The organism is Thermoproteota archaeon (assembly GCA_003352285.1).
Taxonomy (GTDB): domain Archaea; phylum Thermoproteota; class Nitrososphaeria; order Nitrososphaerales; family Nitrosopumilaceae; genus PXYB01.
In genome coordinates, this window is record QQVN01000003.1 from 427,829 (window position 1) to 445,061 (window position 17,233).

Here is a 17,233-nt window from a genome sequence, read left to right on the forward strand (position 1 = left end):
ACTGTCGTTGTGATTTACAAATTATTTTTCTAAAAAAGGGAATAAAGGGTGTAAGCTTTTATCGTCGTCTCTTTGCTGTACGACGTTTAGCTCCGCCCTTTCTTGCTGCGGTGCGTCTCTTTGGAGCTGCTCTTCTAGCTGTTCGTCTCTTTGGAGCGGCCCTTCGTGCAGTGCGCTTTCTCTTAGCTGCTGCTTTCTTTGCAGCTGCACTGCGTCTTCTCTTAGCTGCTGCTTTCTTTGCAGCTTCTGCTTTTAGTTTTGCATTGCGCTTTCTGGTGCGAGCTGCTTTCTTTGCAGCTGCACTTCTTTTGGCTTTTGATGTTGCCATTAATAATTTCGGAATTTCTTACGCCTTATGTAGTACAAGTCACTTTAATTTGCTCAACTAATGTATTTTTTTGACATTTTTTTTATTGCCGATCAGAAATTATTGTAAATTTTTAACAATTTAGCATACAAATAATTCCAATATCCATCGAGTTTTGGTCTTTTGTTGCTCTAATTCCTATTTTGTATTGTTTTGTATCGTCAAAAGGAACATCAAATTGCGTAGTCCAGGTCTGTGTTTCTTGAGGTTGCAATTCATACGTTAGCAAATCTTCTTTTGAAAATTTACCATAAACTGGTTGTGTTTTTTGGTTATTTTCATCAATGATGTAGAACTGTCCTCCTGTAATCTTACTTGGTTCGTTCCCAAGATTTTGTGCATTTATTCGAATTTTAAAGAAACTATGCTCAGGTTTGGTTTCTTTATCTCCTTCAAACTGCCCTTCATACTGGACAACATAAACAATTGGCCCAATCTGGACCTTTTCCCCCTCATTTGCGTAGACAAAGTTGGTGTTAAACATGGTAAAAACATAGATTGCTATGCCTACTGATGCCAAAATTGCAACAAAAAATATTACCAAGCCAACTCTTGCCATAAAAGAATCGTTGAATTTCTTGTATATAGATGGTAATTTTGCATCAAAATAGGGGGGTTTAACTTTTATTCCTAGGATAAAATAGTTGGACATCTTTTACTGGGTAATCTAGGTGGTTTTAGGGTTGCTTGCTGTATTTGGGAAGGATGGTTAAACCCCCCACAAAAATGGCATATTTTGAAAAAATGACCCCAGTCACAAATCGATGGAAATATCCAGGGGGTTTAACATCTAGGCGTAAAATGAAAAAATTTGAAAATTACAAAATTTTGGTTGATTTTTAGAATACGATATTCTAGAAATCTACTCTTTTTCTAATTTTATGGTAATTTTTGAGCGTTTTACATTATCTGCAGTTTTTAGGACTCTACTTACTAGCCCCATACTTGCCTTTGTGATCTGCCCAACAGAAATCACCATAGTTTTTTCTTTTGAATTGATTCTTTTTGCTTTCATGAATTCCTGTATTGATTTTTGAATATAAGGTCCACGAAGAACTGATAAGTTATCCATTTTCTAAAAAGTCTTCATTAAAAATTGTGTCATTTTTTCACTCATTTCAACTACTCTTTGCAATGCATCAAAGAATGAGTTCTGGTTGAGCTGCTCTTCTTTGTCTAAAACAACGTAAACTCCTATCTTCTTCTTTCCGTCTTCATCAATGAATCTGTGTACTGCCTGCAAGGAATAGCAGTAATCCTCTACTTTTTTTTCAAAATTTTTCTTTTCATCATCGTTTAGTTTTAGAAATCTGGCATTCTGATTGTTTTTTAGTGCAACTTTTGAGCCAATGACCAGTACATTTGGTTGTGACTTTGGCTCAAAAATTTCAACTGGATTGCCAAAACCCCCGACATGTTTTATTGTCATTTTGAAAATATCGTCCTCACTCTTTGTCTCATTGAAGGAATAGCTCTCATGAATCAACCATCTTTCAACATTATTTCTTATCTGCATGCCTCTCTTTTGTTAATCCTACATATTATTGAAGATGTATTCTAAATGATAATTTTCAATATTTCTAAATTCGAGTTTAGAAATATTCTTAATTTAGCATGATTACACATTAATGCCAAAGTCAAAACCTTCTTCAAGCTGACTGAGTTCAAATGCAAACAAGATGTTGAGAATGATTCCTATGATTGCAAATCCTATTCCTATGAATAAACAATTTTTTGCTTTTCTTGGATCATCTTTTCTAATTACAAAGTAAGCAATTACTCCACCAATTAGGCCTAGAAAAATTGGTAACATGTACCACCAATTACTTCTTGGCTTTTCCGGATACATTATCATTACAAAATTTTGGACGTCTATGAACTTTTTGGCTTTATTGCAACCTTTTTTTGTTCTTGTGTAATCTCAATCTCCACTGTCTCTAATGGGTCATCTACTTGATTTCGTCTGATTGAAAACATCTTTGGCTTTTCGAAATCTTGGGTACAGTCTGGACACGCATAAACCAAAACCCTGTGTTCATTTGGTGCCTTTGGATTGGATAATCGTGGGTAATAGACTAGTCTTGCTCCACAATCAACACAATATCTGTTGGCCCTTCTAGTTCTGGCCAATGTAAATCTCCTGCATTATTCCTTATGTGCGATCAATTATTAGATCCATACAGTCTAATTGAGTAAACAAATTGGTGTTGTTCGATCACTATTACTCATCTGAAAAATTATCTCATACTATGAATTAGCATTGTTTCTAAATTCGAGTTTAGAAATATTAGGCGCCGCCCGACAGACTTGAACTGTCGACCATCCGATTAACAGTCGGATGCTCTACCACGCTGAGCTAGGGCGGCAATAGATTTGTTCCTTGATAAAAGCGATTTAATCCTTACGAACTTCATTTTTAGACACTAAGAGACGAAATTAGTTGAATTTTGCAAAGAATTCCTTGATTTCTTTGGCATGTTTTTCAACAAGATCTACAATCTCCATGTGCTCTTCTTTTGATGGTTCACGTTTATGAAAAATCTGAAATGCACTTAATGCAGAACCGACCATCTCCCCTACAAAAAAACCACACAAAAAATCTCCTGTCCTTTCAACATCCCATATTTGACTAATTCTTGGTGAAGCTCCTGCGTTTTTGTAAAGTTCTAATGTTTGCTCTATTAGAAAATTGGTCTGTTTTTCAAACTCAGAATCTAGAGTCATGAAAAATTTTACTTTTCGATGCCAGAAGTTTTCTCAAAGATATAGATACCATCAAGAAATACTCTGTGATCTTTTCCTTTTACTTTTGTTGCTTGTTCAATATTTGCAGCTGTTTGGGTTACTTCTGTTAGTACATGTCCGGTGATGATTACGTCTTCACCTTTTGGATTTACTTTTGTTTTGCCTATGATTTGACAAACTCTTGCAGATCTTTCACCTTGAAAGTTTTCAATCAAAACTTTATCATCTTTTGTTTTAACTGTGATTGGAAAGTGTGCAAACACAACTTTCATCTTGATTGTATATCCAGAAACCACTCCTTCGCAAAGTCTTTTGATAATTGAACGAGATGTGTTTAGAATTGCATAGTCTTTTTTTCTTGTATCGAGTGCTTTTAAGGAAACGTTATTTCCCTCTACTTTGATATCGACAGGAATTTTTTTGAAGTTTTTGTATGTTTTACCCAAAGGTCCTTGTACAAGTAACATATGTTTATCTAGAGATACTTTTACTCCTTCAGGAACTTTAACACTTGTTGCAAATTTTTCTAATTGTTTAGTAGACATATCCTATCAAAAATCCTCCTAAATCTTTACTTGCAGCTTCATGATGTGACATAACTCCTTGATTTGTAGTTACCAATAGCATTCCTCTATCATATGATGGGAGATATTGTTGTTCCCATGCTGCATATTCGTCTTTTTTGACTTTGAATCTTGGTGAAATTGCACCACATTTTGTAATCTTCGCTAATAGTGAAATTTTGAACTTGCCTCCTCTTTTATCATCAATATGCTCAAACTCTCCAATGTATCCGTCTTTTTGTAGCACTTTTAGTACATTAATTCCTAATTTTGATGTTGGATACACTAGACATTCATTCTTCCTTCTAGCTTCAGTATTGTATATTGTGACAAACAAGTTTGCGAGAATATTAGTTGCTGGCATAATATCACCTAAGTTTCTTAAATCCCAGAGAATTTGCAACTTCTCTAAAACATCGTCTGCATATCATAAGATCATATTTTTGAATCACAGCTGTATAATCTCCACATCTTTTACACCACTTGGAACCTCTTCCAAATTCATGTTTTTTTCTTCCCGTGTGTTCATATGATCTATCTTTCATTATACTATAACAGCTCCAAATTGATTTTCCATAAACTCTTTTGCCTCATCCTCGGATATTCTATGTGTCTTTCCAACACTTGCTTTATGCTTACTTCTTTTTCTAATATTATAACCTGGTCTTGTGAGATTTACTGCAACATCTAATCCTAAAATTCCAATATTTGGATCATATTTGATTCCAGGAATATCTATGTGTTCTAGAATTCCAAAAGAAAAATTCCCAAAGTCATCAAAGGATCTTCCTTTGATTTGATTTCCTTTTGCTTGTAATAGTCTTTTTAGTAATTCTTCTGCATCTTTACCTCTAACTGTAACTGCAACACCTATTGGTTCCCCTTTTCTAACTCCAAAATCTCTTTGTGTTTCTTTTGCATCTCTTGCACATGATTTCTTACCGGAGATTTGATCAAGTGCTTTCTTTGCAACGTCAATTGCATCTCCTGACTTACCTACGCCCATGTTTAATACCACTTTATCAAGTGAAATTTTCTTCATTATGTTTTCAGTTTGAGACATATTTTATCACCGAATTTGTAAGACTGGTTTGTCTTTCCCTACTGCCATGATAATATCTGTTGGAATTTCGATTTGTCTTTTGCCAAGTTTCATTGATGCCATTTTTGGAAGAATAAAAGTTCCCTCTTTAATCTCTTCTATAGTTCCAGTCTGACCTGTGTTTGCACCTCTTGTAACAATTGCCTGACATCCTTTTTCTAATTTAATTACCTCAAGTATTTTTTGTTCTGGAATTTGCATCAAACAAGTATCTCCAACATTTACTTTTTCATCTGAAATCATAGAACGTCCGTCATGGAATCCTAATTGGGTCTTTCCACCTTTAATGGTGGTTTTACTAACTACTCTGCATAGTTTTTTTGTCTTTTCTGATTCGTTTATCTTGATAGGCTTGAGTACTGTACCATCTATTGGTACTAGGCGATAAATATCTGAAACATTTTCTAATTCTACTACGTCCATTAAGCCAATTCCATGATGAAGTGATTTTCTTTTAACTCCGTCTACTGTAACTTTTCCTCCGTAAATTGCAGATTTTGATTCTCTTAAACTAGAAGTCATCTTTAATGTGTCTCTCAAAAATACAGCTGATGGAATAGATTCTTCTTTAGAGTGTGGACCAGGTTTTACAGTTACTACAAATCTCTTGTCTTTTCTTGTAATTCCCCAGAAAAGAGGAGCCATTTGTCGTTTTAGTTTTTTACTGCCTGCTATGCTTACCATGATTATTCACTTTTCTCCTTTTTTTTAGCTGGTTTTGATTCTTTCTTTGTTGGTTTCTTTTCAATGTCTGTTTTCTTTTCTTTTGGTGCTTCTTTCTTTGGTTCTGGTTTTTTTGCTTCTTCCTTAACTTCCTTTGGCATTTCTTTTTTCACATTTTGTGGTTTTTTACCTTCTAGTTTAGACATTCTCCAACTATCTGATGTGTTTAATGATGTGATCATAAGATTTGATGTGTGGATTAAAACATCAAATTTGTCTCCTTGTCCTTTCTCTTTTTTAATTCCTTCAATTGCAACACTGTTTTGTTCAACTGAAACACTTGCAACTTTACCATCTACATCTTTGTATTCTCCACGAATTACTTTGACTGCATCTCCTTCAATTATTCTGACACTACGTTTTCCATATTTTTTTCTTAATTCTTTTGATAATGTTGATCCTAATTGATTACTTCTCGTAGTTAATGATGCACGATAAATCTGATTATTTCTCATTTTAGTTGGTTTCATTTTATACCACCATTGATGCCAAATTAGCTAGTCTTGGCCATTTTTCAGATGCTTCGGCTGCTACTGGTCCTTTAATGTCAGTTCCTTTCATTTCTCCTTCCGGTGTCATTAATGCTGCTGCATTATCTTCAAAGGCTACTCTTACTCCGTTTAGTCTTCTAATTGGATACTTTTGTCTGATAATTACTGCTCCATAGATTTGTTTTCTGAGTTCTGCAGGTCCTTTCTTTACTACTACATTAACAAAATCTCCAACTGCTGCAGCAGGTAATCTTGAAACACGAGTTTTAGTTTTTTGTACCATGACTATCTCTAAAATTTTAGCTCCGCTATTGTCTGCACAGATAATTTGAGCACCAACTGGCAATGCTCGTGTAACATATGGTCTAAATTCGGCTACTCCTTTTGCTTTACCTCTACTTCTACCCTGCGACATTACTCTTTAACCTCCACAACAACAAATGCTACTGACTTTGACAGTGGTCTGCATTCTGCTGCTAGTACTCTATCTCCTTGTTTTACATCCAAGTTTGAGGGCACATGTGCATGTATGCTGCTTTTACCTCGTGCATATCTTTTGAATTTACTGAAGTAAATTGGTGATTCTTTTTCAATTACGACTGTGTTTTTTGCATTTGCTTTTACAACGGTTCCTTCAAATAATTTTCCACGAATTGCCAATGTTCCATTAAATGGGTTTTTCTTATCCCATGCTTCTGGTTCTTTTTCAGGTGTCTTAACTGGTAATCCTATATTTCTAGTCAAATCTTTATCCTCCATCGATCCTGTGGTTTTTTTGCAATTTGATTTCCATCAAGTATGATTTTTTCATTTTTAAAATCAAATTCCCATTTGGAATTTTCTTTAGGAAATTTCTTTTCTCCTGTTTCTGTCTTTAATGTGAACATTGATTTTGTCTCATCGATAATGATTCCATTCTTGGTTATGATTTCTTCATTGGTTGATTCTACAATTTTAGCGTGTAGTCCAATCATTTCTGATACTGCTAATAATTCCTGTCTACTCATTGTTTCTTCATCTCATTTAGTCGTGTAAGAATTCTTGCAATGTCTCTTCTAAGTGGTTTTAATTTTCCACTCTCTTTACGTAATGTTCCTTTGGATGCATCGGTGTATAGTTTTAACAACTCAGAGCGTGATTGTTGAAGTCTATCTTTAAGATCTTTTTCATTTAGTTCTCTAACTGTCTTCATTTTAATTCTGGCCATTACTTGAGATTCTCCTCCTCATCATCTAACAATTCCATCTCTTTGATCTTCTCTTCTTCCATTGCAATCTGTTCTGATTCTGTTCTGGCCTTCTTTTCGGCAGCTGTCTCGTCTCTCATCTTTCCAGTTAACTCATCTTTAACTTGGTGCTTCTTTGCTTTGGATGTCTTTAATTCAAATTCTGGCACAAATTTCTCTTTTCTAGCAATTCTTATTCTGATTCCTATCAATCCCATGGCTGTTTTTACATGTGCAATATCTTCTGCAACTATGACATCTGCATGATGACCTGCACGTGGTAATATTCCAGCAGTGTGTTTTTCAAATGCTGAACGGTCTCCTCTTAGTTTACCTGAAATTGTAATTTGAACTCCCATTGCCCCATTATTCATTATCTGCTGTAATGTCCACATTGTGGCTCTTCTAAATGCAGTTCCGCGTTCTAGGTGAGCTGCCATTCTGTTGCACATCACACTTGGTGATAACTCTGGTTTGTCAATTTCTACTACAGAGATTTGTGGATTCTTTAATTCAAAATCTGAAGCTAATTTTTCTGTAAGTTCTCTAATGCCGACTCCTTTTCTACCAATTACTATTCCTGGTCTTGTAACATGTAAAGAAACTCGTGTACCTGTTGGTGTCTTTGAAATTTCTGCATGTGAAAATCCAGCCTCCTTAATCTGCTCTCTTAGGTAATCTTTTAGAAGCATCATGTTGTAGTTGTCTTTAATCACATTTTTTACTGCAGACATTTCTATACTTCCTGAGCCACCAGCTCTACATGTGTTAATACGTTATTCTTTGGAGTTGCTCTTCCCATTGCACGTGGGGTAAATCTTTTGATTAGTATTCCTTTATGGGAAGTCGCATTAACAATCTTTAGTCTATCCAAATCCATTCCTTTGTATTCTGCGTTTGATTCTAAGTTGTCTAACATCTTGATAAATTCAAGAGCTGTTTTCTGTGGGTATCTTCCTGCCATGACTCCCGGATCTGAACGGTGACCTACGTTTGTTTTGTATCTTCTAAATGGAACTGCTCGCTCTTTGTTTATTACACTTGTCAGATAATCTCTTGCTTTTTCGATTGTCATTCCTTTGATTTGTTTTGATACTTCACGTGCATGTTTATGTGAAATTTGTTTTTCACGTAGTGAAGCACGAACATGTTTCGTTGTGTCATAATTTTGAAATGCGTAATCGAATCTTCCCATAATAATCACTTTAGTGGCACATACAAACTTGAACGTGATGCTCCTACACCTGGTGCACCATGAGTAACTCGCTTATTTGTAATGACATACTCTCCAAGATAATGTCCTATCATCTCTGGAATGATGGTGACTGGTCTAAACTCTTTACCTGAAAAAACATTTACAGTAACTCCAACCATGTATGGTAAAACAATCAAATCTCTAACGTGGGTTTTAATGGCATTTTTTGATTTTCCTGCTTTGGCAGCTTTGATTTCTTCAATCAATTTTCTCTTACCGTCGGTAATGCCTCTTGTAAGGGATCTTCTCTGACGTGAATTAAACAATTTGAATAGATTTTCCAATGAGAGCCCTTCTAATTCCGTTAAGGGCATTCCTCTATACTCGAATTTCTTAACCATGCATACACACCTTTAGTGAAACTTGAAATTTTGCGACCATATTATAGCATTCCTATCTTTGTAGCCAAGTCACGTGCTTTTTCGGTATCTGAAAACTGAACAAATGCCTTTTTGCCTATGTTTGTTCTTGCTGTGTTTACTTTGACTGCTTTTTCATTGTATAATGTAGAAACAGCTTCAATTATCTCTGGTTTTGATGCTGATTTTTCAACAATAAAACAAATTTTACTTTCATTTTCTACCATTGCAAATGTTTTTTCAGTAATGTATGGTCTCAATACAATCTTTGTTGCTTGCTCTAAATTCATTTAACTTTCACCATGATCTCCATATGTGTAGATTTTATCTTTGAAATTTCTTCAATAGCGTTTTTTGAATAGACTGTTAATCTAATTGGATCAGAGCCTGGAGCTAAATCTAATACGCTGAGTTGATTTGCTGTTCTTACTTCTACTCCGGGAATACTTCCACAAGCTTGTGCAATTTTATCTGCAGATTTTGTTACAAACAGTATGCTTTTTCCAATCTTTTTACCACGACCTCTTAATGCAGATTTGCCAGTACGTGATTTTCTTTTTGATAATCTTTCTACATCTTGTGTCAGTTTTAAACTGTCTAATACTTTGAGTAAATCTTTGGTTTTAGAAATATTTTCAATCTCATTTGATACTACCATTGGAAATGATTCTATGCCTTCTATCTTATGTCCTCTTTTTTGAATCAATTCTTTTGATGCGGTAGCTGCAATTGCAGAGCATAAAGCTAACTTGTTTTCTTTTCTGTTTACTTTTTTGTAAATGACTCTTTCAACATTTGGTGGATGTGCTTGCCTTCCTCCTCTTACTGATGCGACTCCGCCTGCTTCTCCTTGTCTTCCACCGCCTCCTCCTCTCATTCTTGCAATTCTTGCACTACCATGTCCTGTTGGTGGATCATTTGAACGAGCTACTACATCCATGCCTGCTGTAGGATGAGTTCCTTTTGGTTGGTAGTGATGAGTATCTAAATTCACATATGCTTTGTGAATCAAATCTTTTCTGATTGGTGTTTCAAAAACTTGTGGAAGTTCTACGTCTCCATCTGCTGAACCAGTAATTGATAATGCTTTGACTTTCATTATACGACAATCTCCAAAATGTTTGGTTTTGTAATCTTTGGTGGAACATTACGTACTTGTGATCTTAGTTTGACCATTCTCTTGTATGTTCCTGGCACTGAGCCTTTTAGAACAATGTAATCTCCTTTTACTAATCCAAAATGTTTGTATCCTCCTTCGGGATTTATCTCAAGTTTTTTATCATCAGTGTTGTTCATGATTAGAATTCGTTTATCATATTCTACTCTTTGATGTAATCCCATTTGACCTGCACGAGGAACTGTATACATGACGTTTTGTGGTGATATTGGTCCCAATGAACCCAATTCTCTAACAGTTTTTCTTGATTTATGTTGCTTCTTTTTTGCACCATATCTTTGGATAACGCCTTGCCACCCTTTACCTTTTGTAATGGCTGCAACATCAACACTTCCACCTAACTCAAAAACTTGATCAATCTTTACTTCTTTTCCAAGTAATTCTTTTACATAGTTAAACTGCTTTTGAATGTCTCCACCTTTGATTGCTGCTTCAAAGATGTATGGCTTTTTTTGTTCAATACCTATAACGTTAGGAGATACTGCAACAAGTGCAAAAATTTCTTTAATTCTACCAAGCATTTTTTCTGCTTTTTCTAAAGCTCCCTCTTTGTTTTTTAATGAGATATGTTTTGCAATGTCCTTTGGAATGTCTTCTGAATAAACATCAAATTCTGCATGTAATCCTGTTGTACTATTTGAGTATCCTCTAATACCAAGAACTGTAATTGGTGGTGTAACTAAAACAGTGCCTAAACTAACAAGCTGTTTTCCATGGTTTGGAGTTTTTTCTCTATCGTCAATACTTACGACTTGAATGCATCCTGCCTTGAATCCTACATGGGCAAGCAATTTTGGCTCTTCTGAATTTACATCTGGCCAAGTCCTAATTCTGGCTTCAAAGCTTTTGGCACGACCTCTAGGTAAATATGCCAGACTTCCTCTACGTGGTTGACTGTTCTTTCTATGTCCCATGGATAAAGCGAAAATGTCGTTAACCCCATTATATACCTACAAGTCAAGATCCCATGAATTTTGGGATGTTCAATATTAATCACAAGCTGATCATGATGATTGATTATGGTGATAACAAATTGCTTGTCATAGAAATTATTGAGTATCCTCCAATGATGACACCAGCTATACCTACTATAATTGCTAAAAGAAAAAAATTCTTTTTTTCAGGCATGAGCTCCTTTATGGGATTTTAATTTTAAATGTATTTACAGGTTAATTATTGATAACGTACCAAGAAGGGCTTCTTCGATACGTACGGTCTCTGTTGCTTGACTTGGGAAAAAATTATAGACTTTGGAATTTTGCAACGAATTGATCTTATTTCCTAGTAATTCGTAAACTCCACGGTCAATTGCTCCGAAAACTATCAAAATTGGGTCTTTTTCTTTTTTGTACTCCTGAACCTGTTGTGGTGTGATAGTTTTACCTTTTCTTGAAGTAAGAATTGTCTTTCCATTCCAAGTTCTGATCAACTCATGAAGATTACTTCTTTCTTTTATCATATATCCCCAATATTGTTTTACTTCTTCTTTTGTAATCTCTTTAATTGAAAAGTTTGGATAACCTGTTTTGAATTGAACAGTCGCACGCTTTCCGATATCGTTTTTTCCAAAGTATGGAATCAATTCGTTAATTCCTATATCTACAAATCTTTTTCCTTTAAAGGGAACTATTACCCCCTCCCGAATATCTCCTGATTTAATTATTTTCGGATTGGCAGGAGTTACATGGCTAGGTATCTTTAATGGATGAAGAACTCCTGCATATTTTAACTCGTTTACTTTTGGAAATAATCTTTTTCTGAGAAATGGTGGCGTTTCAAGATATTTTAAAATGGTAACGAGAGTTGTTTTGTCTTGTTTTGAGCCGTTATCCTGGTAGATGTAAATGTAATTGACACCAAAAATTGCGCAAGCCCTTGCAATTAATGAGATCTTTCTTGATTTGTCTAAAAGTGTAGTTTCATCAGAGACACATGAATCAGGTATTGCAATTGAAAGATTCACTTGTTAACTCACAACATTTTGATTTTATGAAATTTATGAGTTTGCAGGATACTTTTCTTTAGCTGTTTTTGCATAAGTAGCTATTTGTTGAGCTGATACAATTTCAAATTGCTTCGTTGCTGTTTTAATGTGTGCCATACGTATGTGATCTGTACCTTCTTTGTCATCACTTGCCAAGTAAATTCCAGCTGTTGCTAATGCGGAAGCTTCATCTAATGATATCTCTGGTTTGAAAGTTTTTTCCAAAAAGTCTGTTACTTGATCTGAGTTTGAACCAATTGCCACTGCATCATATGAAATGTATGTTCCACTTGGGTCAGTAAGATACAATTGACTTTGTCCTTCACTGTCTACGCCACCAAGAATTAATGCTACTCCGAATGGTCTTACTCCTGCATATTGGGTAAATTGTTGACATTGATCTGCAAGATGTTTTGCGATTGTCTCTACATCAACTGGTTCATCATAAATTAACTTGTTACTTTGTGAGAAGAATCTGGCATTGTCTACTTGACTTCTGGCATCTGGAATGTATCCTGCTGCGGCTACTCCTACATGTTCATCTATCTGAAAGATTTTTTGTGCATTTTCTGATATTTGCAGTTTTCGTGGTTTTTCTTCTACTGCAATGACAATCCCTTCTTTGCTTTTTACACCCACAGCTATGGTTCCGCGACGAACTGTTTCAATAGCATATTCTACTTGATATAATCTACCGTCAGGTGAAAATACTGTGATTGCCCTGTCGTAACCTTGCTGTGCTGGTAGCATTTCGATTTTTTTGATTTGTACGTTATTATTAAGTCTAGCCTCATACTGTGACCGTGAAATATGATATAGAATTCTCAGGTCATCAAAATATTAGATCTCTCCATCAAAGAACTATTGAGATAACAAAAGATTCTACACTTACTCCTAGTGGTGATTGTATTATAGGTGTAAATGCTACAAGTGCATGTAGTGAAATTCCAGAAGAATTAAGAAAAAAACTACGAGATTCTAAAACGATAATAAAATTTACTATATCTGTAGGTGATTATGCCTTTGTCATCAATGGGAGAGGACATTCTGAATTATCTCTTACGCATACCCACGACATTGTAATTAGAAAAAGTGAATTTGTATGTCCTAGAACTCTTGCTGTAGACTGCGATAAAGCATCTGATTCTATTCCAAGAGAAATGATAAAATTATTACAAGATCCTAAATGTAAAGGTATTTTTTCAATTGAAGTGGATTAAAAGCCTAAAGGTTGAATGTTTCCATTAAGGGATAATCCACATTCCTCAATCTTTAATTCCAATTTTTTTATACAATCTTTTGGAACTGCAATGCAAAATGGAATGAATTCTCGTTCAACTCCGATTTTATTTATTACTGCATTTGCAAAGTCTTCAAATTGTTCTCTAGTTTTCTCTGAATCTAGCTCTTCACAAATTTTTGCTTCTCCAATGTTGTATGTGTCATTGTCCATATGATATGCTATTACATCTGGTTCATGAGAACCAATTTTTTCACATTTTTGAAAATTTCCATAATCTGCAGAGATAATTTTGTAACCATGTGAGTCATAATAGTCAATCAATCCTTTTACAAGCCTTTCATGCTCGGAATTAGTCATGATAATTTATTCTGAAATTACAAATCACATAAAGTTTAGTATTGTTGAAAAGTAAATAGCGTTTGAAACTTAAGGTCGAAAACGATTGTTATACGACGACAGCTTCTCTCGCTAATTATTGGTACTCAAAATATTATCTAATTCTTAGTATGTTCATCACGCACACACCTGCCTTTTGAGAACTAAAAGATGACTAAATAGTTTGAAAAATCACACATCATTAGCGTAATAACAAAATTTGCAGTTAAATCTAGTCTATCAAATCTCCCGTGACCCCAATGCCCAACATTCTCGTTTATGGGGGATTTGGTGGATCTTTTCTCAATTAAATTGAATTTTATAATGTAAAATGTACTTTTGACTATGGGATTAAAGTCAAAATTATTGGTTGTATTGCCTCTGGCGATATTTGCTGCTATAATTTTTGGGTACGGGATGTATAATACAATATGCAAAAATTCCAACTTAGACATATTCAATTGTTGATTTATTTTTGAATTAGATTTGGTAGAAAAATCATCACATGTTGTAAAAACCAATTTAGCATGAATTTCTTATGTTCTAGTGCATTACTCCCACCATGGAGAAAAAATCCCTTGAACTAACTGTAAATGAGGATCTAACTGATTTACAAGTAAAAAAAATTCGTGAGTATTTTCGTGATGTTCCGATCGATGAGATTCTTTCTGGATTAAAATTTGCAAAAAATAGATGGTCTGCTAAGGATGCCGGGATCTTAAAAGTTGGAAGAAAAAGTATCATACAAAAAGAAGTTCATTCAGTTACTACTGAACAAGCACAATGGAGATTAAAAAATTGGAAGATGATGATTGCAAATTATCGAAGACGTGGTTATAGTTATCCGACAATATCTAGAATAAAAAAAATTTTAATTCAAAAAAGCAAAAAGAAATAATTTTTTCTTTAATGTTTTTAGATTAAGGCCTCTCTAGCAGCGATTTCTTTTCTTAATTCTGCTGGAATCTCTGGGAATTTTGATTTTGCTTCTCCTTCAATTACTGAGTGTGCTTCTTCTAATATTGCAAGGGTTTCAGCATTAGATGAGTGTGTTGGTGATAATAACTCATCACTTCCAACTGCTGATCCTGATAGTACATCTCCTAGCATTTGTGAAAGATCTTGCATTGATGCGTTTGCTTCTGGCATTAATCCTCCTAGTGATGTGCTTAGACCTTTGATCACAGACATACATGGACTTAGTGTAACAACTACATCTCCTAGTTCTGAAACTGTGTTTAATCTAATCTGAATTTGTTCCATAGCTAATTTTGCTCCTCCAATCATGTTGTTCATTTTTCTAATTTCATGAAGTTCTGATGCATATGCTCTTGCATAAGCTACATTGTTTGTTTTTTGAGCCTCAACAATTTTATTGAAAACAAAATCATGCTTTTTCTTAAGTTTTCCATGAATAGAATCTAACTTTAAAATTTGAATCTCTAATTTTCTTTGCGCATCATCAATTTTGCTTTTTAGTGGGGTATCTGGTTTTACTTTGTCTAGAACCTTCTGTGACAAGTTCGTTTTGTTTGAATCTGTATTCCATTTTATCAAGTCTTATTTCCCCGCTAGTGCTTGAAAAATTTCTTTTAAAGAGATCTGTCACCTTAGGTATTGTCACTCCGGTTACACAATATGATAGTTACACTACCCGAACGTAAATGTGTAAATCTCAAATCCTGGTTTATCGATGTAAATTTCAAGTAGATGCGCTGATGCAATGTCGCTTTTTATTATGTTGTATAGTCCATCTTCTGAAGTATAAAGAATTCCCTCAGATGTAATGTCTAATCCCATATACTCTGAAGGAAGTAATGTCCCATCTAGTTGTATTCTAAGTGTAGCTGGGTTTGCAGTGACGATATTAACCTCCTTTGCATGATATGGAAGTTTTATGATTCCTGAATCTGATACTAGCTTCATACTTCCTTCCAAATTAGTCCATGTACCTTCTAGATAGAAATGATGTTGTTCTAACATTTCTGGCATTGTGTATGAAATATCTTGATTAGGATGAAATCCCTCTGAATTACCTAGTTGATTTCTTCCTTGGGCAAATTTGTATCCAAAGTATAACTCGGGCGTTCTAAAGGTAGAGTGCTCAAATTCTTCTAAATCTACAAGTTGTTGAGCTGAAGCTACTTGTAATCCAAGATTCATTGCCCTTTCTTTCAAAAGTTGTTGAATAACTTTCTCTGTTTCCTCATAAGCTCCTTCCCCAATGTGATCATATCTTATGTATCCTTCAATATCTGCAATGAATTTTCTGGGCCAATATCTGTTTTCAAATGCTTTCCAAGTCTCCCAATCATTATCTAGCACTACTGGATAATCTATACCGTGTTTTTCTACTGCCATTTTTACATTGTTTAGATCTTTTTCAAATTCAAATTCAGGTGAGTGAATACCAATAATTAACAGTCCGTCATCGGAATATTTCTCATTCCATGCTGTAATGTATGGTAAGGTCCTAATACAATTAATACACGAATAGGTCCAAATATCATATAGTACCACTTTATTTTCGATATCCTTTTCTAATTGCTCCGGAGTTGTATTGATGTATTCTGCAATCCCAACAATTTTTGGTGCTTTCTTAAATTTTGATTTATCAATTGTTGTAGTCTGCAATTGATTATCGTCATGAGTTGAATTTGGCTCAAACTCTGTCTCTAGAGTTGATAGCCATGCACTAATTCCTACAATTGCAACGATTATTACTCCTGCAAAAATTAAAGCTGTTTTAATTGAACTGTCCAATTTTGTCACCCTAATAACACCAATTCATTTAGAAGCGGAAAGTTTGCTATTAGCGCAAGTTGATTAGTAAAAACTAGGACTCCAAGAATAATGATAAAACTACCTAGGATTAGTGAGTAATATTTTAGATGTTTGCTCATTGAACGTATAACTCGGGTTGCTCTAGAAAAGAATATTCCCAATAGGATAAAGGGAATTCCTAATGAAAGTGAATATACTAATAATAAGTTAAATGCAAATGCTGGTGTAGTTGCTGCAAGTGTTAGAATAGTGCCTAAGATTGGCCCAACACATGGAGTCCATCCCGCTGCAAATGCTAGCCCAAAAACAAATGATAATGGATAACTTGCTTTGGTTCTTTTTGGAAAGAATTTTTTTTCAACATTTAGAATTTTAATTTTTGATGATAAAATTAAGAATAATCCAAACCCCACAATTATAATTCCGCCAATTTGATTAAAACTATCAATAAAATCAAATGCATTAGAAAGCGTACTGTTGATGATTACTCCTATTGTAGAAAAAACAACTGAGAATCCTACAACAAAAAATATCGTGTTTAAAATCACATTAGTACGATTAATTGTAATTGTTGAATTTCCATTTTTTTGTGCTAATTCTGATACTGTTGTTCCGGAAATGTATGCCAAAAATGCTGGAATCATAGGAAGAATACATGGAGCAACAAATGATCCTAATCCTGCAAGTGCTGCTACAGCTAATGTTACCTCAGTCATAATAGAATTTGATGTTTTTTGTTTTAAAGGATTGTTCCAAATCTATTCTAATTTCTAAGCGTTTTTATCCTATTGGAAAATCATTCCATTATGAATAAACGATTTATTATTGTAGGAGTTGCAT

General features: G+C 34.5%; 32 protein-coding genes and 1 tRNA gene. 2 read left to right on the plus strand and 31 right to left on the minus strand.

Annotation, left to right across the window (positions count from 1 at the left end; all coding sequences use genetic code 11):
- Window positions 1-58: 58 nt before the first annotated feature.
- The 26 genes from DWQ18_04140 to DWQ18_04265 form a co-directional block, all read right to left on the minus strand.
- Window positions 59-328 carry a histone gene (locus DWQ18_04140; GenBank protein RDJ34099.1) on the minus strand — a complete coding sequence of 90 codons (270 nt, stop codon included), beginning with the start codon at window positions 326-328 and terminating at the stop codon, window positions 59-61.
- A 112-nt stretch (window positions 329-440) separates the two neighbouring features.
- Window positions 441-1,019, minus strand: coding sequence for a DUF4352 domain-containing protein (locus DWQ18_04145; GenBank protein RDJ34100.1), 579 nt, complete (start codon window positions 1,017-1,019; stop codon window positions 441-443).
- A 210-nt stretch (window positions 1,020-1,229) separates the two neighbouring features.
- Window positions 1,230-1,439, minus strand: a complete 210-nt coding sequence (locus DWQ18_04150; GenBank protein ID RDJ34101.1) for a hypothetical protein — start codon at window positions 1,437-1,439, stop codon at window positions 1,230-1,232.
- A 3-nt stretch (window positions 1,440-1,442) separates the two neighbouring features.
- Window positions 1,443-1,883 carry a DUF2299 domain-containing protein gene (locus DWQ18_04155; protein ID RDJ34102.1) on the minus strand — a complete coding sequence of 147 codons (441 nt, stop codon included), beginning with the start codon at window positions 1,881-1,883 and terminating at the stop codon, window positions 1,443-1,445.
- Window positions 1,884-1,985: 102 nt separating this feature from the next.
- Window positions 1,986-2,216, minus strand: coding sequence for a hypothetical protein (locus tag DWQ18_04160; GenBank protein RDJ34103.1), 231 nt, complete (start codon window positions 2,214-2,216; stop codon window positions 1,986-1,988).
- A gap of 23 nt (window positions 2,217-2,239) precedes the next feature.
- Window positions 2,240-2,497 (minus strand): hypothetical protein, encoded by a 258-nt coding sequence (locus DWQ18_04165; protein ID RDJ34104.1) that lies wholly within the window; start codon window positions 2,495-2,497, stop codon window positions 2,240-2,242.
- A 162-nt stretch (window positions 2,498-2,659) separates the two neighbouring features.
- Window positions 2,660-2,733 (minus strand) — tRNA-Asn (locus DWQ18_04170).
- A gap of 70 nt (window positions 2,734-2,803) precedes the next feature.
- The gene (locus DWQ18_04175) at window positions 2,804-3,091 is read right to left on the minus strand and encodes a hypothetical protein (GenBank protein ID RDJ34105.1); all 288 of its coding nucleotides are present in this window, start codon (window positions 3,089-3,091) and stop codon (window positions 2,804-2,806) included.
- 8 nt (window positions 3,092-3,099) lie between these two features.
- Window positions 3,100-3,657, minus strand: coding sequence for a 50S ribosomal protein L6 (locus tag DWQ18_04180; GenBank protein RDJ34106.1), 558 nt, complete (start codon window positions 3,655-3,657; stop codon window positions 3,100-3,102).
- Window positions 3,647-4,039 carry a 30S ribosomal protein S8 gene (locus DWQ18_04185; protein RDJ34107.1) on the minus strand — a complete coding sequence of 131 codons (393 nt, stop codon included), beginning with the start codon at window positions 4,037-4,039 and terminating at the stop codon, window positions 3,647-3,649. Before DWQ18_04185 ends, DWQ18_04180 begins: the two co-directional genes overlap by 11 nt.
- A 4-nt stretch (window positions 4,040-4,043) precedes the next feature.
- Entirely contained in the window at window positions 4,044-4,223 is a 180-nt protein-coding gene (locus DWQ18_04190; protein RDJ34108.1) for a 30S ribosomal protein S14, read from the minus strand.
- Window positions 4,220-4,738: a 50S ribosomal protein L5 gene (locus DWQ18_04195; GenBank protein RDJ34109.1), complete on the minus strand. Its 519-nt coding sequence runs from the start codon at window positions 4,736-4,738 to the stop codon at window positions 4,220-4,222. Before DWQ18_04195 ends, DWQ18_04190 begins: the two co-directional genes overlap by 4 nt.
- Before the next feature lie 6 nt (window positions 4,739-4,744).
- Window positions 4,745-5,461: a 30S ribosomal protein S4e gene (locus tag DWQ18_04200; protein ID RDJ34110.1), complete on the minus strand. Its 717-nt coding sequence runs from the start codon at window positions 5,459-5,461 to the stop codon at window positions 4,745-4,747.
- Between the two features lie 2 nt (window positions 5,462-5,463).
- Window positions 5,464-5,970: a 50S ribosomal protein L24 gene (locus DWQ18_04205; GenBank protein ID RDJ34111.1), complete on the minus strand. Its 507-nt coding sequence runs from the start codon at window positions 5,968-5,970 to the stop codon at window positions 5,464-5,466.
- Window position 5,971: 1 nt separating this feature from the next.
- On the minus strand, window positions 5,972-6,406 hold the full coding sequence (locus tag DWQ18_04210) for a 50S ribosomal protein L14 (protein ID RDJ34112.1): 435 nt from the start codon (window positions 6,404-6,406) through the stop codon (window positions 5,972-5,974).
- Window positions 6,406-6,735: a 30S ribosomal protein S17 gene (locus DWQ18_04215; protein ID RDJ34352.1), complete on the minus strand. Its 330-nt coding sequence runs from the start codon at window positions 6,733-6,735 to the stop codon at window positions 6,406-6,408. The genes DWQ18_04210 and DWQ18_04215 overlap by 1 nt, the downstream gene beginning before the upstream one ends.
- A complete protein-coding gene (locus DWQ18_04220; protein ID RDJ34113.1) occupies window positions 6,732-6,998 on the minus strand; it encodes a ribonuclease P protein subunit in 267 nt (88 codons plus the stop codon). The genes DWQ18_04215 and DWQ18_04220 overlap by 4 nt, the downstream gene beginning before the upstream one ends.
- Window positions 6,995-7,198: a 50S ribosomal protein L29 gene (gene rpmC, locus DWQ18_04225; protein RDJ34114.1), complete on the minus strand. Its 204-nt coding sequence runs from the start codon at window positions 7,196-7,198 to the stop codon at window positions 6,995-6,997. The genes DWQ18_04220 and rpmC overlap by 4 nt, the downstream gene beginning before the upstream one ends.
- Window positions 7,198-7,950: a 30S ribosomal protein S3 gene (locus tag DWQ18_04230; protein ID RDJ34115.1), complete on the minus strand. Its 753-nt coding sequence runs from the start codon at window positions 7,948-7,950 to the stop codon at window positions 7,198-7,200. The genes rpmC and DWQ18_04230 overlap by 1 nt, the downstream gene beginning before the upstream one ends.
- Before the next feature lie 2 nt (window positions 7,951-7,952).
- A complete protein-coding gene (locus DWQ18_04235; GenBank protein RDJ34116.1) occupies window positions 7,953-8,411 on the minus strand; it encodes a 50S ribosomal protein L22 in 459 nt (152 codons plus the stop codon).
- Window positions 8,412-8,416: 5 nt separating this feature from the next.
- Entirely contained in the window at window positions 8,417-8,812 is a 396-nt protein-coding gene (locus tag DWQ18_04240; GenBank protein ID RDJ34117.1) for a 30S ribosomal protein S19, read from the minus strand.
- A gap of 41 nt (window positions 8,813-8,853) precedes the next feature.
- Window positions 8,854-9,120, minus strand: coding sequence for a 50S ribosomal protein L23 (gene rplW, locus DWQ18_04245; GenBank protein ID RDJ34118.1), 267 nt, complete (start codon window positions 9,118-9,120; stop codon window positions 8,854-8,856).
- The gene (locus DWQ18_04250) at window positions 9,117-9,929 is read right to left on the minus strand and encodes a 50S ribosomal protein L4 (GenBank protein ID RDJ34119.1); all 813 of its coding nucleotides are present in this window, start codon (window positions 9,927-9,929) and stop codon (window positions 9,117-9,119) included. The genes rplW and DWQ18_04250 overlap by 4 nt, the downstream gene beginning before the upstream one ends.
- Complete coding sequence (locus DWQ18_04255; protein RDJ34120.1) at window positions 9,929-10,921, minus strand: 50S ribosomal protein L3; 993 nt, start codon at window positions 10,919-10,921, stop codon at window positions 9,929-9,931. Before DWQ18_04255 ends, DWQ18_04250 begins: the two co-directional genes overlap by 1 nt.
- 248 nt (window positions 10,922-11,169) lie before the next feature.
- The gene (locus DWQ18_04260; protein RDJ34121.1) at window positions 11,170-11,970 is read right to left on the minus strand and encodes a hypothetical protein; all 801 of its coding nucleotides are present in this window, start codon (window positions 11,968-11,970) and stop codon (window positions 11,170-11,172) included.
- 33 nt (window positions 11,971-12,003) lie between these two features.
- On the minus strand, window positions 12,004-12,741 hold the full coding sequence (locus DWQ18_04265) for a proteasome subunit alpha (GenBank protein ID RDJ34122.1): 738 nt from the start codon (window positions 12,739-12,741) through the stop codon (window positions 12,004-12,006).
- Between the two features lie 53 nt (window positions 12,742-12,794).
- Between DWQ18_04265 and DWQ18_04270 the strand changes: the two genes are divergently transcribed.
- On the plus strand, window positions 12,795-13,211 hold the full coding sequence (locus tag DWQ18_04270; protein ID RDJ34123.1) for a DUF371 domain-containing protein: 417 nt from the start codon (window positions 12,795-12,797) through the stop codon (window positions 13,209-13,211).
- Here DWQ18_04270 and DWQ18_04275 read toward each other — a convergent pair.
- Both DWQ18_04275 and DWQ18_04280 read right to left on the minus strand, forming a co-directional pair.
- Window positions 13,208-13,591, minus strand: a complete 384-nt coding sequence (locus tag DWQ18_04275; GenBank protein RDJ34124.1) for a hypothetical protein — start codon at window positions 13,589-13,591, stop codon at window positions 13,208-13,210. The two genes, DWQ18_04270 and DWQ18_04275, sit on opposite strands and share 4 nt — an antisense overlap.
- A gap of 182 nt (window positions 13,592-13,773) precedes the next feature.
- Window positions 13,774-14,130, minus strand: a complete 357-nt coding sequence (locus DWQ18_04280; protein RDJ34125.1) for a hypothetical protein — start codon at window positions 14,128-14,130, stop codon at window positions 13,774-13,776.
- 41 nt (window positions 14,131-14,171) lie between these two features.
- Here DWQ18_04280 and DWQ18_04285 point away from each other — a divergent pair, with 41 nt between their 5' ends.
- On the plus strand, window positions 14,172-14,507 hold the full coding sequence (locus DWQ18_04285; GenBank protein RDJ34126.1) for a hypothetical protein: 336 nt from the start codon (window positions 14,172-14,174) through the stop codon (window positions 14,505-14,507).
- 17 nt (window positions 14,508-14,524) lie between these two features.
- Here DWQ18_04285 and DWQ18_04290 read toward each other — a convergent pair whose 3' ends face one another.
- The 3 genes from DWQ18_04290 to DWQ18_04300 all read right to left on the minus strand — a co-directional run bounded on the left by DWQ18_04290 (window position 14,525) and on the right by DWQ18_04300 (window position 17,109).
- Window positions 14,525-15,166, minus strand: a complete 642-nt coding sequence (locus DWQ18_04290) for a hypothetical protein (protein RDJ34127.1) — start codon at window positions 15,164-15,166, stop codon at window positions 14,525-14,527.
- A 93-nt stretch (window positions 15,167-15,259) separates the two neighbouring features.
- Window positions 15,260-16,372 (minus strand): thiol-disulfide isomerase, encoded by a 1,113-nt coding sequence (locus tag DWQ18_04295; protein ID RDJ34353.1) that lies wholly within the window; start codon window positions 16,370-16,372, stop codon window positions 15,260-15,262.
- A 5-nt stretch (window positions 16,373-16,377) separates the two neighbouring features.
- On the minus strand, window positions 16,378-17,109 hold the full coding sequence (locus DWQ18_04300; GenBank protein ID RDJ34128.1) for a cytochrome C biogenesis protein: 732 nt from the start codon (window positions 17,107-17,109) through the stop codon (window positions 16,378-16,380).
- Between the last annotated feature and the right edge of the window lie 124 nt (window positions 17,110-17,233).

Bases quoted from the DNA above. Each gene is read 5' to 3' on its own strand.
- DWQ18_04140 (RDJ34099.1), bottom strand. From the start codon at position 328: ATGGCAACATCAAAAGCCAAAAGAAGTGCAGCTGCAAAGAAAGCAGCT.
- DWQ18_04145 (RDJ34100.1), bottom strand. From the start codon at position 1,019: ATGTCCAACTATTTTATCCTAGGAATAAAAGTTAAACCCCCCTATTTT.
- DWQ18_04150 (RDJ34101.1), bottom strand. From the start codon at position 1,439: ATGGATAACTTATCAGTTCTTCGTGGACCTTATATTCAAAAATCAATA.
- DWQ18_04155 (RDJ34102.1), bottom strand. From the start codon at position 1,883: ATGCAGATAAGAAATAATGTTGAAAGATGGTTGATTCATGAGAGCTAT.
- DWQ18_04160 (RDJ34103.1), bottom strand. From the start codon at position 2,216: ATGTATCCGGAAAAGCCAAGAAGTAATTGGTGGTACATGTTACCAATT.
- DWQ18_04175 (RDJ34105.1), bottom strand. From the start codon at position 3,091: ATGACTCTAGATTCTGAGTTTGAAAAACAGACCAATTTTCTAATAGAG.
- DWQ18_04180 (RDJ34106.1), bottom strand. From the start codon at position 3,657: ATGTCTACTAAACAATTAGAAAAATTTGCAACAAGTGTTAAAGTTCCT.
- DWQ18_04185 (RDJ34107.1), bottom strand. From the start codon at position 4,039: ATGCCAGCAACTAATATTCTCGCAAACTTGTTTGTCACAATATACAAT.
- DWQ18_04195 (RDJ34109.1), bottom strand. From the start codon at position 4,738: ATGTCTCAAACTGAAAACATAATGAAGAAAATTTCACTTGATAAAGTG.
- DWQ18_04200 (RDJ34110.1), bottom strand. From the start codon at position 5,461: ATGGTAAGCATAGCAGGCAGTAAAAAACTAAAACGACAAATGGCTCCT.
- DWQ18_04205 (RDJ34111.1), bottom strand. From the start codon at position 5,970: ATGAAACCAACTAAAATGAGAAATAATCAGATTTATCGTGCATCATTA.
- DWQ18_04210 (RDJ34112.1), bottom strand. From the start codon at position 6,406: ATGTCGCAGGGTAGAAGTAGAGGTAAAGCAAAAGGAGTAGCCGAATTT.
- DWQ18_04220 (RDJ34113.1), bottom strand. From the start codon at position 6,998: ATGAGTAGACAGGAATTATTAGCAGTATCAGAAATGATTGGACTACAC.
- rpmC (RDJ34114.1), bottom strand. From the start codon at position 7,198: ATGGCCAGAATTAAAATGAAGACAGTTAGAGAACTAAATGAAAAAGAT.
- DWQ18_04230 (RDJ34115.1), bottom strand. From the start codon at position 7,950: ATGTCTGCAGTAAAAAATGTGATTAAAGACAACTACAACATGATGCTT.
- DWQ18_04235 (RDJ34116.1), bottom strand. From the start codon at position 8,411: ATGGGAAGATTCGATTACGCATTTCAAAATTATGACACAACGAAACAT.
- DWQ18_04240 (RDJ34117.1), bottom strand. From the start codon at position 8,812: ATGGTTAAGAAATTCGAGTATAGAGGAATGCCCTTAACGGAATTAGAA.
- rplW (RDJ34118.1), bottom strand. From the start codon at position 9,120: ATGAATTTAGAGCAAGCAACAAAGATTGTATTGAGACCATACATTACT.
- DWQ18_04250 (RDJ34119.1), bottom strand. From the start codon at position 9,929: ATGAAAGTCAAAGCATTATCAATTACTGGTTCAGCAGATGGAGACGTA.
- DWQ18_04255 (RDJ34120.1), bottom strand. From the start codon at position 10,921: ATGGGACATAGAAAGAACAGTCAACCACGTAGAGGAAGTCTGGCATAT.
- DWQ18_04265 (RDJ34122.1), bottom strand. From the start codon at position 12,741: ATGCTACCAGCACAGCAAGGTTACGACAGGGCAATCACAGTATTTTCA.
- DWQ18_04275 (RDJ34124.1), bottom strand. From the start codon at position 13,591: ATGACTAATTCCGAGCATGAAAGGCTTGTAAAAGGATTGATTGACTAT.
- DWQ18_04285 (RDJ34126.1), top strand. From the start codon at position 14,172: ATGGAGAAAAAATCCCTTGAACTAACTGTAAATGAGGATCTAACTGAT.
- DWQ18_04300 (RDJ34128.1), bottom strand. From the start codon at position 17,109: ATGACTGAGGTAACATTAGCTGTAGCAGCACTTGCAGGATTAGGATCA.